At 68.6% G+C, this 14892-nt stretch carries 13 protein-coding genes; 8 read left to right on the plus strand and 5 right to left on the minus strand.

Annotated features, from left to right (window positions below; translation table 11 throughout):
• Nucleotides 1-3: 3 nt before the first annotated feature.
• A complete protein-coding gene (locus IE307_RS29135) occupies nt 4-750 on the minus strand; it encodes an IclR family transcriptional regulator (protein ID WP_191302587.1) in 747 nt (248 codons plus the stop codon).
• Nucleotides 751-1716, minus strand: coding sequence for a sugar kinase (locus tag IE307_RS29140; RefSeq protein WP_191302588.1), 966 nt, complete (start codon nt 1714-1716; stop codon nt 751-753).
• Between the two features lie 85 nt (nt 1717-1801).
• Here IE307_RS29140 and IE307_RS29145 point away from each other — a divergent pair, with 85 nt between their 5' ends.
• The 5 genes from IE307_RS29145 to IE307_RS29165 all read left to right on the plus strand — a co-directional run bounded on the left by IE307_RS29145 (nt 1802) and on the right by IE307_RS29165 (nt 8836).
• Nucleotides 1802-3094 carry an amino acid deaminase gene (locus IE307_RS29145; RefSeq protein WP_191302589.1) on the plus strand — a complete coding sequence of 431 codons (1293 nt, stop codon included), beginning with the start codon at nt 1802-1804 and terminating at the stop codon, nt 3092-3094.
• Between the two features lie 13 nt (nt 3095-3107).
• Nucleotides 3108-4691 carry an N-acyl-D-amino-acid deacylase family protein gene (locus IE307_RS29150; RefSeq protein ID WP_191302590.1) on the plus strand — a complete coding sequence of 528 codons (1584 nt, stop codon included), beginning with the start codon at nt 3108-3110 and terminating at the stop codon, nt 4689-4691.
• Entirely contained in the window at nt 4688-6085 is a 1398-nt protein-coding gene (locus tag IE307_RS29155; RefSeq protein ID WP_191302591.1) for a GntP family permease, read from the plus strand. The genes IE307_RS29150 and IE307_RS29155 overlap by 4 nt, the downstream gene beginning before the upstream one ends.
• Before the next feature lie 121 nt (nt 6086-6206).
• On the plus strand, nt 6207-6650 hold the full coding sequence (locus tag IE307_RS29160) for a hypothetical protein (protein ID WP_191302592.1): 444 nt from the start codon (nt 6207-6209) through the stop codon (nt 6648-6650).
• 95 nt (nt 6651-6745) lie between these two features.
• On the plus strand, nt 6746-8836 hold the full coding sequence (locus IE307_RS29165) for an alpha-galactosidase (protein WP_191302593.1): 2091 nt from the start codon (nt 6746-6748) through the stop codon (nt 8834-8836).
• Nucleotides 8837-8883: 47 nt separating this feature from the next.
• Here the strand turns inward: IE307_RS29165 and IE307_RS29170 are convergent, their stop codons facing one another.
• Together IE307_RS29170 and IE307_RS29175 are read right to left on the minus strand one after the other, a co-directional pair.
• Nucleotides 8884-10047 carry a hypothetical protein gene (locus IE307_RS29170; RefSeq protein WP_191302594.1) on the minus strand — a complete coding sequence of 388 codons (1164 nt, stop codon included), beginning with the start codon at nt 10045-10047 and terminating at the stop codon, nt 8884-8886.
• Between the two features lie 73 nt (nt 10048-10120).
• Entirely contained in the window at nt 10121-11272 is a 1152-nt protein-coding gene (locus IE307_RS29175; RefSeq protein WP_191302595.1) for an FAD-dependent oxidoreductase, read from the minus strand.
• A gap of 74 nt (nt 11273-11346) precedes the next feature.
• Here IE307_RS29175 and IE307_RS29180 point away from each other — a divergent pair, with 74 nt between their 5' ends.
• Genes IE307_RS29180 through IE307_RS29190 form a run of 3 tightly spaced genes read left to right on the plus strand, consistent with a single transcriptional unit; the run spans nt 11347 to nt 14415 of the window.
• Nucleotides 11347-11943, plus strand: a complete 597-nt coding sequence (locus tag IE307_RS29180) for a TetR/AcrR family transcriptional regulator (protein ID WP_191302596.1) — start codon at nt 11347-11349, stop codon at nt 11941-11943.
• A 34-nt stretch (nt 11944-11977) separates the two neighbouring features.
• A complete protein-coding gene (locus tag IE307_RS29185) occupies nt 11978-13228 on the plus strand; it encodes a VWA domain-containing protein (RefSeq protein WP_191302597.1) in 1251 nt (416 codons plus the stop codon).
• Entirely contained in the window at nt 13225-14415 is a 1191-nt protein-coding gene (locus IE307_RS29190; RefSeq protein WP_191302598.1) for a vWA domain-containing protein, read from the plus strand. The genes IE307_RS29185 and IE307_RS29190 overlap by 4 nt, the downstream gene beginning before the upstream one ends.
• Here IE307_RS29190 and IE307_RS29195 read toward each other — a convergent pair.
• The gene (locus IE307_RS29195) at nt 14412-14876 is read right to left on the minus strand and encodes an SRPBCC family protein (RefSeq protein ID WP_191302599.1); all 465 of its coding nucleotides are present in this window, start codon (nt 14874-14876) and stop codon (nt 14412-14414) included. The genes IE307_RS29190 and IE307_RS29195 overlap by 4 nt on opposite strands.
• Nucleotides 14877-14892 lie beyond the last annotated feature (16 nt).

The following is a 14892-nucleotide window of genomic DNA, read 5'->3' on the forward strand; positions in this document are numbered from 1 at the left end:
CCTTCACTTCGGAACATGACCGCATTCGACCGACGCGGCCTCGGCGGTGGCGAGCAGGTCCGGCAGGTGCGACAGCAGGCCGTCGTAGTCGAGCAGCACCTTCGGCACGGACATGGAGACGGCCGCGAGCACCTCGCCGCGGGCGCCCCTGATCGGGGCGGCGATGCAGTGGATGAAGTCCTCGTGCTCGGAGTTGTCGACGGCGTACCCGTTGGCGCGCACGCGTTCCAGCTCGGCGAGGTACGCGGCGGGCCCCAGGATGGTGTTCTCGGTCAGCTTCGGGAACTCCATGCCGGCCAGCACCTTCTGCAACGCGGGCGCGGCCAGGTCGGCCAGCAGGATCTTCGCCACGGCGGTGCAGTGCAACGGGGCGCGGCGGCCGATGCGCGAGTACATGCGCATCTGGTGCCTGGACTCGTACTTGTCGATGTAGATCACCTCACCGTCCTCGTAGGACGCGAGGTGGACGGTGTGGCCGAGGCGGGAGTTGAGCTCGCGCAACGCGGGCTCGGCGGCGCGGCGGACGTCGCGTTCCTCGAGGGCGAGGTTCGCGAGGTCGAACAGGGCGGTGCCGAGGCGGTAGTGGTGCACGCCGTCGCGCTGCACGAACCGGTGCGACTCCAGGGTGCGCAGCAGCCGCAGCGTCGTCGACTTGTGCACGCCGATCACGCCGGACAGCTCGTCCAGCGTCTTCGGTCCCGTCGCGAGCTGGCTCACGAGTGTGAGCGCTCTGTCGAGACTCTGGCTCATCTACACCTCCAGGCGGGCGGACGCCCAGGTCTGCGGGTCGGCGCGCAGCAGCGGATCCGTCACGTCGTCCGGCAAAGGATCTCCGACGTCCTCCGCGGTGAGCAAAGCGGACGCCGCCTGCAGGTGCCCGGCGCGCAGCCGCACCGACGGGCTCTCCCCCACCAAGGTAGCCGCGAGGAAGCCCGCCGCGTACGCGTCACCAGCACCGACAGGTTCCACGACGTCGACCTTCAGCGCCGGTTCGAAGTACGACGAACCGCCTTCCAGCAGCGTCGCGCCCTCCGCGCCCTGCTTGACCACCAGCGACGCCGGGCCGGGCAGCAGCTGCCGCAACCGCGCCGGATCGCCCGTCCCCCACACCAGTTCGGCCTCGTCGGAGCCCGCGAGCACGACGTCCGCCAGGTCGGCGAGCTCGCGCAGCACGCGGGGGTCGCGGTCGGCCCACAGCGCGGGCCGCCAGTTCAGGTCGAACGAGATCCGGAACCCGTGCCGCGGCCGGCGCAGCAGTTCGCGCATCATCGCGAGGCACGAGTCGGACAGGGCGGGCGTGATCCCGCTCAGGTGCACGAGCTCGACCTCGCCGAGCCCGAGCCGGTCGATCATCTCGAGGCCCATGCCCGACGCGGCCGACCCGCGCCGGTAGTAGCGCACCGGGCTGCCGTGCGGCGAGGCCTCCTTGACGTAGAGGCCGGTCGGGCGGGTCGGGTCGACCCGCACCCCGGACACGTCCACGCCGAAGCCGCTGACGGTGTCGAGCACGGCAATCCCGAACGAGTCGTCGCCGACGGCGCTGACCCAGGACGACCGCACGCCGAGGCGCGTGAGGTGCACGGCGACGTTGGACTCTGCGCCACCGACGGCCCTGTGCCAGGTTCGCACCAGATGCACGGGACCGGGTTCAGCCGGAACCATCATCACCATGGTCTCGCCGAGACACACGACACCGCCGACGTGATCGAACCGCATGCGCGCTCCAGAGGTGTTCGTTGACGGCGGCGAGACCGAATGCTACACAACTCAGCATCACATCGCGCAATGGGAGTTGCAAAATATGCAACATCTGATGGAGATGGACCTCTCGGCCGTCGCGGACATCAGGTCGGAACAGGTGAGCTGGCGCTTCAAGGGCCTGCCGTCGAGCACGTTCGGGGCGACCATCGGCGAGGTGGCCGACCGGCGCCTCGACCTGTTCGCCGACGAGTTCGTCGGGCCGCTCGTCGTGCTGGACGCGGACGCGTTGTCGCACAACCTGACAACGATGGCCAAGTGGTGCGACAACCACGGCGTCAAGCTGGCCCCGCACGGCAAGACGACGATGGCGCCGCAGCTCTTCCAGCGGCAGGTCGAGCACGGCGTCTGGGGCCTCACCGCGGCCAACGCGTCGCAACTGCGGGTCTACCGCGCGTTCGGCGTCTCGCGGATCCTGCTGGCCAACCAGCTGCTCGACCCCGCCGCGCTGCGCTGGCTCGTCCGCGAACTGGACGGCGATCCGGGCTTCGAGTTCAGCTGCTGGGCCGACTCCGAGGCCGGGGTCGCGCTGATGAGCGAGACGCTGCAGGAGCTCCAGCCCTCACGGCCGGTCGACGTGATCGTCGAGCTCGGCGCCCCCGGCGGCCGGACCGGCGCGCGTGACCTGGAGACGGCGCTGGCCGTCGCACGCGCCGTGGACCAGAGCCCGGTGCTGCGGCTCGTGGGCGCCGGCGGTTACGAGGGCGCGCTGGCGCACGACGCGTCCGACTCGTCCAAGTCCGTTGTGGACGGTTACCTGACCGACCTGCGCACGCTCGTGCTGCGTCTGGCCGACGGCGGGCTGCTCGACGAGCTGGACTCGGTGATCGTCACGGCCGGCGGCAGCGCCTACTTCGACCAGGTGGCGGCGACGCTGTCCCAGCCCTGGCCGATGCCGGTGACGCCGGTGCTGCGCAGCGGTGCGTACATCACGCACGACGACGGTTTCTACCGCGGGATCTCGCCGTTCGCGCGAATCGACGGTGTGGAGCCGTTCAAGCCGGCGCTCAAGGCGTGGGCCCAGGTCACGTCGCGCCCGCAGCGCGACCTGGCGTTGCTCACGATCGGCAAGCGCGACGCGTCGTTCGACGAGGGTCTGCCCGAACCGCAGCTGGTGCGCCGCGGCGACGGCGCGATCGCCCCGCTCGCGCAGGCCGAGATCACCGCGCTCAACGACCAGCACGCGTTCCTGCGGCTCGGCCCGGAGGCCACCGTCCGCGTCGGCGACTGGATCGGCCTCGGCCTGTCCCACCCGTGCACGGTGTTCGACAAGTGGCAGCTCATCCCGGTCGTGCGGGGCACGACCGTGGTCGACCTGATCCGTACCTACTTCTAGAAGGAGTGCTGCGATGGACGACGTCGTCCTGCGCGGACCGCTGGTCGCCGACGGCACGGGCGCGCCCGCCTACCAGGCGGACGTGGGGATCAAGGACGGCAGGATCTCCTCGATCGGTGACTCGATCTCGGCCACCCGCTCGATCGACGCCGACGGGCTGGTGCTCGCGCCGGGGTTCATCGACATGCACTCGCACTCCGACCTGCGCGTCCTCGCCGAGCCCGACCACCTGGCGAAGGTCTCGCAGGGCGTCACGACCGAGGTGCTCGGACAGGACGGCCTGTCGTACGCGCCGGTGAACGACGAGGTGCTCGCGACGCTGCGCGGTCAGCTCGCCGGGTGGAACGACGACCCGCCGGGCTTCGACTGGAACTGGCGCTCGGTCGGCGAGTACCTCGACCGGCTCGACCAGGGCATCGCGGTCAACGCCGCCTACCTGGTGCCGCAGGGAACGCTGCGGATGCTCGTCGTCGGCTGGGACGACCGCAAGCCCACCCAGTCCGAAATGGACACGATGAGGTCCGTCCTCGCGCAATCGCTCGCCGAGGGCGCGATGGGCATGTCGTCAGGTCTCACCTACACGCCCGGCATGTACGCCGACACGTCCGAACTCGTGCAGCTGTGCGAGGTCGTCGGGCAGCACAACGGCTTCTACAGCCCGCACCACCGCAGCTACGGCGCCGGCGCGCTGGAGGCGTACGCCGAGATGGTCGACGTCACGAAACGGGCCGGCTGCGCGCTGCACCTCGCGCACGCGACGATGAACTTCCCGGTCAACAAGGGCAAGGCGCCCGAACTGCTCCAGTTGCTGGACGACGCGATCGCCCAGGGCGCGGACATCTCGCTCGACACCTACCCGTACCTGCCGGGCGCGACGTACCTGTCCGCGCTCCTGCCCTCGTGGGCCACGGAGGGCGGGCCGGAGAGGGCGCTGGCAAGGTTGTCCGATGTGGACACCCGCGAGCGCATCCGCGTGGAGATCGAGGAGACCGGCTCGGACGGCTGCCACGGCGTGCCGGTCGACTGGGACTCCATCGAGATCAACGGCGTCCGCAACGACCGCAACGCGCACCTCGTGGGCGCGAGCGTCCTGCGCTCGGCCGCACGCCTCGACCGCGCCCCGGCCGATCTGTACTTCGACGTGCTGGTCGACGAGCGCATGGGTACCTCGTGCCTCATGCACGTGGGCCATGAGGAGAACGTGCAGGCGATCATGAAGCATCCGGCGCACACCGGCGGCAGCGACGGGCTGCTGGTCGGCGACCGGCCACATCCGCGCGCGTGGGGGACGTTCCCCCGCTACTTCGCGCGCTACGTCCGCGAGCTGGGCGTGCTGAGCCTGGAGGAGTGCGTCGAGCACCTCACGGGCCGTGCCGCCCAGCGCTTGCGGCTCACCGACCGGGGTCTGGTCCGCGAGGGCTACGCGGCCGACCTGGTGCTGTTCGATCCCTCGACGATCGCCGACACGGCGACCTTCGACCAGCCTCGGCAGCAGGCAGCCGGCATCCCGTTCGTGTTCTGCAACGGGGTGCCGGTGATCGACGACGGAACCGCCACCGGCTCATTGCCAGGCCATTCACTCAGGAGCCGCCCGTGATCGACTGGTTGCAACACTCAACTCCGGGTCTGTTGACCCTCGCGGTGGTCAGCATCGCGGTGCTGCTCCTGCTGATCATCAAGTTCAAGGTCGAGCCGTTCATCGCGCTGATCGTCGTCGCACTGCTGGTCGCCCTCTTGGCGGGCGTGCCGGTGGAGACGCTGGTCGGGTCGGCGCAGAAGGCCTCGGACTCGTTGCTGGAGAAGGGCTTCGGCTCGATCCTCGGCCACATCGCCGCGATCATCGGTCTCGGCACGCTGCTCGGCGCGATCCTCGAGGCGTCCGGCGGCGCGCAGGTGCTGATGGACAAGCTGATGAACTCGTTCGGCGAGAAGAAGGCGCCGGTCGCGATCGGTCTCGCCGGTCTCATCTTCGGCGTGCCGGTCTTCTTCGACATCGGCATCTTCGTGCTCGCACCGCTCGTCTACGTGGCGGCCAAGCGCAGCGGCAAGTCGATCGTGTTGTTCGCCATGCCGTTGCTGGCGGGCCTTTCGGTCATGCACGCGTTCATGCCGCCGCACCCCGGTCCCGTGGCCGCGGCCGGTCTGCTGGGCGTGTCGCTCGGCTGGATCATCATCATGGGTCTCGCGGTGGCGATCCCGTCCTGGTTCGTCGGCGGCATCCTGTACTCGTACTGGATCGGCAACCGCCTCATCGTGCCGGTGCCGGAGGAGATGCTGGCGGCCGCCGAGGCGGCGCGCCGCGACGACGACGGCCGCGAACCGCCGTCGCTCGGCCTGGTGCTCTCGATCATCGGCCTGCCGCTGGTGCTGATCCTCGCCGGCACGTTCGGCTCCATCCTGCTGGCCAAGGGCTCGAGCCTGTACTCGGTGGCGACGTTCTTCGGCACGCCCGCGGTGGCGCTGACGATCTCGGTGCTGCTCGCGTTCTGGCTGCTGGGTTTCCGGCGCGGCATGACGAGGGAGAAGGTCGCGGAGCTGTCCGCAGCCTCCCTCAAGCCGGTCGCGATGATCCTGCTCGTGGTCGGTGCCGGTGGCTTCTTCGGCGCCGTGCTGGCCGCGACGGGCATCGGCAAGACGCTCGCGACGGAGCTGTCGGGCATCGGCCTGCCGGTGATCGCGCTGGCGTACGTGATCAGCTGCGTCATCCGCATCGCGCAGGGTTCCGCGACGGTCGCGATCGTGACGACCGCGGGCATCGTGGCGCCGACGCTGGCGGACCTGAACTACTCGCAGCCGCAGCTCGCGCTGGTCGTCATGGCCATCGCGTCGGGTTCGATCATCGCCTCGCACGTCAACGACGGCGGGTTCTGGATCGTGTCCCGCTACTTCGGCCTGTCGGTGAAGGAAACGCTGCAGTCGTGGACGATCGTCGAAACCATTCTCTCGGTCGTCGGTTTCGTGGTCGCCGCCTTGCTCAGTCTGGTTGTCTGACCGTGTGCATCGAAACCTGATCTGCGCGTTCGTGATCGCGGCGGTGGCGGGATGTTCCTCGCCACCGCCGGTTTCGTCTCCGCCCCCCACTTCCTCCTCCGCCGGACCGGACAAAGCAGCCGTGCTGGCGTGGATCGACCAGATCTGCGCCGCCGACGACCCGATCCTCGGGGTGAGCGCCGTGATCGCCACCGGACCGAAGTTCGCCCAGGGGCAGCAACCGACGGAGGCCGACCGGCCTGCCGTGATCGCCTACCTCACCAGGCTGCGCGACATGTACACGCAGGCGAAGGCCGCGTACGACGGCATCGGTCCGTCACCCGTCCCCCGCGGCGACGAACTGGTCGCCGGTCACCGCAAGGGACTGGCCGAGCTCGTGCCGAAGCTGCAGGACCACCTCGACAACGCCCAGAGGTTCCCCGCGCAGGGCATCGACTCGCCCGCGTTGCTGGCGGGCGCCGACATCGTGTCGTGGCTGCCGGAAGGTCCCGGCCTCGGCAATCTGCGCGATGCGGAACCCGTGCTGGAGGAGGCCTACAAGCAGGCCCCGAACTGCACGAGCTAAGACACAACTCAACAGCTTCGAACGCTTGACAACCCGCTTCACACATCTGAGGATCGGCGCATTGTTCAGTTGTGTTTGATGTGGACGGGGCCCGCATGAGCAACACGGAGGTCGTGCACCTGCACGACGACACCTCCAGCGTCGTCATCACCCTCGCGGGCGCGAGCCTGCCGGTCGTGACGCACTGGGGGCGCACGCTCGGAGACGTCGACCAGGCCGCGTTGCGGGGCCTCGTCGGCGCCGTGTCGTGGACCAACCCGAACAACGCGCCGGACGCGCCCGTACCTCTCGCGCTGCTGCCCGACGCCGGTGCCGGGTACGTCGGCAGGCCCGGACTGCGCGGCCACCGCGGCGGCTCGGACTTCGCGCCCGCGCTGACGGTGACGTCGTTCGGCGCCGAGGACGACTCGATCTTCCGGTACGTGGCGTCGGACGAGGCCGCGGGGCTGACCGTGACCGGCACCCTCGAGCTGCTGCCGTCGGGCATGCTGCGGCTGCGCCACGTCGTGCGCAACGACGGTGGGACGCCGTACTCGTTGGAGGGCCTGGAAACCGCGCTCCCCGTCCCCTCGCACGCCACCGAACTGCTCGACTTCACCGGGCGCTGGGCTCGTGAGCGCGCGCCGCAGCGGCAGGCGTTCCAGTACGGCTCCTGGGTACGCGAGAGCCGGCGCGGGCGCACAGGCCACGACGCGACCATCGGGCTGCTGGCGGGCACGCCGGGCTTCTCGTTCCGCGACGGCGAGGTGTGGGCCCTGCACGTGGCGTGGAGCGGCAACCACGTGACGTACGCGGAGAACCTGGTCGACGGCTCGCCCGTCCTGGGCGGCGGGGAACTGCTGCTGCCGGGCGAGGTCACCCTGGAAGCAGGCCAGGAGTACGAGTCGCCGTGGATCTACGCGGCGTACTCGAAGGAGGGCGTCGACGGCATCAGCGCCGCGTTCCACCGGCAGCTGCGAGAGCGTTCACTGCGGCCGCGTCCGGTCGTGCTCAACACGTGGGAGGCGGTCTACTTCGACCACGACCTCGCGCGCCTCACGTCGCTGGCCGACACCGCCGCCGCCATCGGCGTGGAGCGGTTCGTGCTGGACGACGGCTGGTTCCGGCACCGCCGCGACGACTCCGCGGGCCTCGGTGACTGGTTCATCGACGAGACGGTGTGGCCGGACGGGCTGACCCCGTTGATCAAGCACGTCCGTGCGCTGGGCATGGAGTTCGGGCTGTGGTTCGAGCCCGAGATGGTCAACACCGACTCCGACCTCTACCGCGCGCACCCCGACTGGGTGCTCGGGCCGCGTCCCGGGGTGCTGCCGCCGCCGTCGCGCAACCAGCAGGTGCTGAACATCGCGCATCCCGAGGCGTACGCGTACATCCTCGACCGCGTGTCGTCCGTGCTGGCGGACAACGACATCGCGTTCGTGAAGTGGGACCACAACCGCGACCTGATCGGCTCGCGCGTGCACGAGCAGACAGCCGCGTTCTACCGGCTGCTCGACGAGCTGCGGCTGCGGCACCCGCACGTGGAGATCGAGAGCTGCTCGTCCGGTGGCGCGCGGATCGACCTCGGCGTGCTCTCGCGCACCGACCGCGTGTGGACGTCGGACTGCAACGACGCGCTGGAACGCCAGCTGATCCAGCGGTGGACCGGCGTGTTCCTGCCGCCGGAGCTGATGGGCGCGCACGTCGGCCCCACGAAGTCGCACACGACCGGGCGCGTGCACGACCTGTCGTTCCGCGTGGCGACGGCGATGTTCGGGCACTTCGGGATCGAGTGGGACATCAACTCGGCCACGGACGAGGAACGCGCCGGGCTGCAGGCCTCGATCGAGTACTACAAGGATGTGCGGTCGTTGGTGCACACCGGTGTCACGGTGCACTCCGACCACCCGGACCCCGCGGCCTGGGTGCACGGGATCGTTGCGCCGGACCGGTCCGAGGCCCTGTTCGGGTACGTGCAGCTCACGACGTCGACGCAGAACAAGCCGCGCCGGGTGCGGCTGCCTGGGCTCGACCCCGCGCGGACCTACCGGGTGTCGTTCGACGCTCCGGCCGGCCGCCCGGCACTGATCCAGCGACAGCCCGAGGAGTGGAAGCCGGTGGAGCTGCCCGGTTCCGTGCTGTCGGAGGTCGGGATCCAGCTGCCGGTGCTCGAACCGGAGCAGGCTCTGCTGCTGCGCCTCAAGTGAGAAAAGAGCCCCGGCGGAATCCCGCCGGGGCTCTCTCCTCTCCCCTCTTACCGGCCGGCGCGACTTCCGTCGGCCTTGGTGGCCCACCACTTTCCGCCAACGCCCTGCCCGTTGGCTTCACCGCACACCTCGTCCCCTGCGAACAGGTACTGCGGCCACCCCGCGATGGTGAGCTGCTGCTTGCCGTCCCGCTCGATCGTCCCCACGAGCGAGGCGTCCACGCCCTGAACCTGGAAGCCCTCGCTGACGAAGGCGGGCGGCCACTGCTCCGCGCACTTGCCGGAGCACGTGCTCGTCGGCGGTTCCGCGGAGTCGTCGTCGAACCGGTAGAGCGTCATGCCGTCCTTGTCGGTGGCGACGACCCCCAGGTCCCCGACGGTCGCGCTGGTGAGCGCGATCGCCTTGTTCTGCTGGGCCTTCCTGCCGTCGGTGGCCGTGGCGAACCACTTCTCCACCGCGACGCCCTTGGCCTCACCGGGCTTGGTGTCGTTCTTGAACGTGTACTGCGGCCAGTTCGCGACCGTGAGCTGCTTCGTGCCGTCCTTGCGGGTGATCGTGCCGAGCAGCGTCGAGTCGACGCCCTTGACCCGCGGCGTCCCGCCCTCCACCAGCACCGGCGGCCAGTTCGCCGCGCACCCACCGTCGCAATTGGACACCGGGGGCTGGGCCGTGTCGCCGTCGAACCGGTAGAGCGTGAGGCCGGCGTTGTTGGTCAGCACCGCGCCGAGCCCCGTGACGACACCCGTGCGCGCCGCGAGCTGGGAGCGGGTGCCGTCCGTGCCGGTGGCGAACCACTTGCCCTGCAGGCCCTGCCCCTTGGTCTCCCCAGGCGAGGTGTCCTTGGCGAAGCGGTACTGCGGCATGCCGTCGACGAGGAGCTGGCGGCTGCCGTCCTTGCGGACGAAGGTGCTGACCAGGTTCTTGTCGACGCCGTTGACCGAGAAGTTCTCGTCGGCGACCGTGGCGGGCGGCCAGGCCGCGGCGCACTCACCGTCGCAAGTGGACTCCCCCGGCTTGTCGCCGTCGAACCGGTAGAGGGTGAAGCCCTGGTCGTCGGTGACGACCTGACCGAGGTCCGCGATGTCGGCGATCTTCAGCGCCACAACGCCTTCCTGCTGTTGCTGCGCCACCGGCGTGGTCTCCGGCGTCCCCGCGCAGGCGGTCAGCGAGATCAACCCCAGCGCGACGACCGCAACGCTCTTGCGGATCATCCTGAACCTCCTGGCTCGTGCCCTCCAACGCCCATCACACGTAGAGCGAGCCAGATCGGTTCAAAAGAATTTCTCAGAACATCGCGCGCTTCAACGCGGGCATCGCCGCGGCCGTCCTGAGCACCGTGCGGAACAGGGTCCGCGACACCGGACTCCCCTGCGCGAACTGCTTCGCCGCCCGCAGCGAGTCGCGCACCGCCGCGAACCCGTACTCGTACATCTCCGCCTCGTACCGGGCAATCGCGTCACCGCCCTCGGCCACGCACCGTGCGAGAAGCCGCGCGTCCTTCAACGCGATGTTGGCGCCGATGCCCCTCATCGGCGTCATGGCGTGGATGGCGTCGCCGAGCAACGTGACGTTGGTGGAGCGCCAGCGTTCGATCGGCTTCGACGACCTGATGTGCCACTGACTGACCGTCTCCTCCGGGGACGCCTCGACGATCCTGCGCAGGTCGGGGCTCCACCCCGAGATCCGCCGCAGCACTTCCGACTGCATGCCGTCGCTCAGGTCGAGGTCCTTCGCCGCGTACGCCCACATCAGGTACGGACGCACGTTGTCGAACAGCACGCCATCCGCGTCGGAACGGCCCAGCCCGTCGTGGGTCACCAGGAACATGCCGCACCGGCTGGTCGGAATGATCGAGTTGGCCCTGACCAGAAGGCTTCGCGGGATCCAGTCGTGGTCGTCGAGGAAGAGCTTCCCCGCGACCGCGGTGATCCCGACCTCCTCGGTCCCCGCGTGCGGCAGGTACTGCGCGCGCACGCGGGACCTGATGCCGTCCGCGCCGACGAGCACGTCGCACTCGGCGGTCGTGCCGTCCTCGAAGTGCAGCCTGATCGCGTCGTTCTGCTCGTAGCGCACGAACCTCTTGCCGAACTGGACGTCCAGCCCGTCGAGCAGCACCTGCCGCAGCGTGATCCGGCTGGCCGAGTAGTGCTTCTCCTCCTCGGCGTCGAGCACCAGCAACGGCTTGAGCTGCTCGGTCAGGAACCCGAACCCGTTGTCGCTGGTCCCCGCGCTCTCCACGAACCGCTGCCAGTTCCTCGCCGGCAGGCACTCCTCCAACCCGGCGGCACCGTCCGGGTTGATGTGCACCCGATACCCCTGCAAGCGGTCCGTGCGCGAGCGATCGCGCTCGTACACCGCCACGTCCACACCGGCCTTGCGCAACCCGTGCGCCAGGCACAGCCCACCGATTCCCCCACCCACCACAGCGATCCTCATGCCGTCGAGTTTCAACCGTACGGTTGATTAAGTCAACCCGATGGTTGATAAAGCTCGTCGGCTACCGTGACGCCGTGGATCAACGCCGTTCTCCCAGCGCCTCGGAACGCAAACGGGACCCCGAACGCACGCGGGCCCTGCTCCTGGAGGCGGCCGCGGCGGAGTTCGGCGCGAAGGGCTACGCGGCCACGCGCACCACGGACATCGCGGCGCGGGCAGGCGTGAACAAACAGCTGATCTCGTACTACTTCGGCGGCAAAGAGGGCCTGTACAAGGAGATCGCCACGAGCTGGCACTCGTCCGCGGCGGAGATGGCGAGCACCTCGGAGCCGCTCGCCGACGTGATCGCGGGCTTCGTGCACACCACCCTCACCGACCACGGGCGGCTGTGGGCGTGGTCGAACCTGGCAGGCGACAGCCCGCCCACCGACGAGGCGTTCCTGCGCGCCCAGGTCGACCAGATGCGCGAACGCCAGGCCGCCGGCGAACTACCCGCGGACCTCGACCCCGGCTTCCTGCTGCTGGCGCTCATGGCCGCGGCCTCGGCACCGTTGACCCTGCGGCACACCGCGGGCCAGATCACCGGCGAGGACCCGGCCACGCCCGAGTTCGCCACGAAGTACGCGGAACAGTTGACCCTGCTGGTGCGTCACCTGTCCGGCCGAACTTGATTTCTTTTCCCCCCAAACTCTGTACCTTTTCCGCATGGACGAGATCAGACTTTCCGTCGACGCGGCGAACCAGCTGTCGTCGACGACGTCCGATGCGATCCAGAAAGCGCATGGCGAGCTCAAGACACCAGAAGGAAATTCCACCTACACGGTAAATCTGAGCAAGTCCAAAGGCGTCATCGTCGGCGACAACGCCCGGCAGTGGAACACGTTCTGGGAGCTTCCGAAAAGCGTCCGGCGCCTGCTGATCGTCCTGCTCGCGGGCGTGCTGGTCGTCGGGAGTGGCGTGGTCGCGATCCGATGGATCGTTCCGATGTTCGCCCCCGTCTACAAGACGATGTTCCTGATCGACGCCGCCGAAGGCGATTTGGCCAGTGTCACCGGTGCGTTGACCACCATCGTCGGGAACTCGGGTGACCGAGATTCCCAGTCGTTGCGCAGCTTCGGCGGCGATTGCGGATCGGACGAGAACACCTCGCAGCTCGTCAGCTTCGGCACCGGTAACCAGCAGGAGATCGCGGAAGCCGCGCGATCCGTGCGACAGGGCACGAAGGCCACGCTGCAGCGTGGGATCGTCGAGGCGGTCGGCGACTTCACGACTCCGCTCTCCCTCAAAGCCAGACAGGTCAACCGGATCATCGTCGTGACCAGGCACGGCAAGGACGCCTGCGATTCCGACCACGAGTTCGTCCACGACCAGATCCGGAGCCGGGTCGCGGCGGCCGGCCTGTCCATCGAGTTCAAGTTCATCGGTTACCAGGTCGACGACGACGGCGATCGGTTGACCGAGCTGGCCACACAGCTCAAGCAGCAAGAACCGACGTTCACGAACTCCCCGGAGGAACTGAAACGGGTGCTCGCCTGGTTCACCACCATCGAGCCGGTGTTGCGGTCGTCGCAATCTGTGGTCAACGTGCTGAACCCGACCGTCGACAAGCTCAACTCGGCCACCGAGGCCATCAAGAACGGCCGATTCGACCTCGCCGACACCGCGATGGCAGATGCGAAGAACGCCGTCGTGGACGTTCAGATCGAGGACCTGGACGGTCGCACCAGTTCAACCGACGCAGTCCGGTTGCGCGACATGGCGGTCCGGTTGCGGACGTTGCAGGCAGAAGTGATCGGAGCCGCGGAGACACTGCTCGCCTCTGCTCGTGCGGGGCGGGCCCTGGCGGAACCACTGCTCAGCTACACCAAGGCCGCCGACGCGTACAACGCCGAGGCGCGGAACATGACGGACGCGTTGACATCGCTACGCGCCCAGGGCCCAGGAGGAACGCGATGAAACGCTGGTGGCTGGTCGCGGGAGCCGTGGTGTTGGTTCTGGGGCTGACCACCGGCGGACTGTGGGTGTTCTTGACTCCAGCCCACCGCACCACGTTCCTGGTCGACGCGTCCGAATCGTCTGCGGACTTCCGCGAGGTAGCGGAGGCCGTCGGTGCTGCGGCCTCGAACATGTCGCCTGACGATTCCTTGGCACTGCGGAAGTTCGGTGGTTCTTGCGACTCGCCGAGCACCTCGGAAGTCGTCACGCCGGGCACCGGACAGGCCACCCAGATCGTTGATGCGGCCCGTGCGATCGCGCCGAGCGGGAAGGCTACGCTGCTCAACGGCGTCCTCGCCGCGATCGATGACTTCGCGCGTGCCTACCCGTTCCGCGGGTCCGAGACCAACCACGTCGTGGTGATCGCACGGGGCGATGCGGACTCGTGCGGCAAGAGTGCAGACGAGGTGCGTGCGATCGTCGCCGACCACACCGCACGTTCGGGCGTGAAGATTGATTTTCGGTACGTCGGACACCAACTCAGTCCAGAGCAAGCAAAAGTCCTCACCGAGATCGCTGACGCGTCGAACGCTCAGCAGCCACGTCTCACCAAGACCTCTGCCGAGCTCGTGACCGCCGTGAAGGAAGTGTCTGTCCCGACGGATCTGGTGACACAGCAGGTGAAGACCAACGCGTGTGACGGCATGTCGCCGGAGACGTTGAGCGCCGCCCGCCCGCTCGACGCCGATCTGCTCTACTTCGACATCAGGTGCAAAGACCGGTACGCCATCGCGGCGGTGAACACGGCGTTGATGGCGGGCGACAGCGGCAACGCGCTGTTCGAATTCAAGGAGGGCAGGTGGCAGTACCTGAGCTCCGGTGTGCCACCGGCCTGCGATCCCGTCCCGCAGGAGGTGTGGCAGGACTGGAAGCTGACATGCAAGTTCGAGCCCGTCGTCTGCAGCGAGACCCCGTCCAAGGTGACTGACGTGGATGGGGTCGGCTGTCCCGCGGCCATCGACATCGCGAACCGGTACAGGGCGGCCATCACGGCGGGTGAACCCCAAGGGCAGGGACTGTTCTGGGACTCTGCCGAGTGGTCGTGCGTCTGGCCCTACGAGGACGGCTACTCTCACGCTGGAACGCCGCTGAAGTGCACGCGCACAACGGACAACAAGGTCATCCGGATCGGCGAGTACCAGCGTTAGGCCTCGCGGCTGGCGGCCTTCGCCTCAAGGGCCTGCTTCAGGCCCTTGAAGCCGCCGCGCATCATCATGTCGTGGTTGCCGCGGAAGAACGGCTTCGCGATCAGCACGAGGCGCCGCAGCAGCGCCTTGTTGACCACGACCTCCTGGTCGAACAGGAGGTCGGTGCCGCCGTCACGGCCGGTGATCTCCCAGCTCGCGTAGCCCTCGAGGTCGCCGGACAACGTGGCCCGCAGGAGGCCGGCCTGCTGGTTGCGGATGCTGTGCTTGACCTGGACGACCAGGTCGAACGGCAGGAAGGAGCGGCAGCGGAGTTCGCCGGTCTCGTCGTCGATCTTCGTGGCTTTCCGGACCTCGTGCCACCACAGCGGGTAGTTCGCGATGTCCGAGAGCACCTCGTACACATCGGCCGGGCACGCGTCGACGTGCCACACGCTGTGGAAGCGATAGCGGTTGAGTGGCACGGCCGCCATCATCCCG

This window comes from Lentzea cavernae, from assembly GCF_014653695.1.
Lineage (GTDB): Bacteria > Actinomycetota > Actinomycetes > Mycobacteriales > Pseudonocardiaceae > Lentzea > Lentzea cavernae.

Excerpts from the sequence above, each read along its gene's own strand:
- IE307_RS29175 (WP_191302595.1), bottom strand. The coding sequence starts at position 11,272 with ATGAGGATCGCTGTGGTGGGTGGGGGAATCGGTGGGCTGTGCCTGGCG.
- IE307_RS29190 (WP_191302598.1), top strand. The coding sequence starts at position 13,225 with ATGAAACGCTGGTGGCTGGTCGCGGGAGCCGTGGTGTTGGTTCTGGGG.
- IE307_RS29185 (WP_191302597.1), top strand. The coding sequence starts at position 11,978 with ATGGACGAGATCAGACTTTCCGTCGACGCGGCGAACCAGCTGTCGTCG.
- IE307_RS29145 (WP_191302589.1), top strand. The coding sequence starts at position 1,802 with ATGCAACATCTGATGGAGATGGACCTCTCGGCCGTCGCGGACATCAGG.
- IE307_RS29170 (WP_191302594.1), bottom strand. The coding sequence starts at position 10,047 with ATGATCCGCAAGAGCGTTGCGGTCGTCGCGCTGGGGTTGATCTCGCTG.
- IE307_RS29135 (WP_191302587.1), bottom strand. The coding sequence starts at position 750 with ATGAGCCAGAGTCTCGACAGAGCGCTCACACTCGTGAGCCAGCTCGCG.
- IE307_RS29150 (WP_191302590.1), top strand. The coding sequence starts at position 3,108 with ATGGACGACGTCGTCCTGCGCGGACCGCTGGTCGCCGACGGCACGGGC.
- IE307_RS29165 (WP_191302593.1), top strand. The coding sequence starts at position 6,746 with ATGAGCAACACGGAGGTCGTGCACCTGCACGACGACACCTCCAGCGTC.
- IE307_RS29140 (WP_191302588.1), bottom strand. The coding sequence starts at position 1,716 with ATGCGGTTCGATCACGTCGGCGGTGTCGTGTGTCTCGGCGAGACCATG.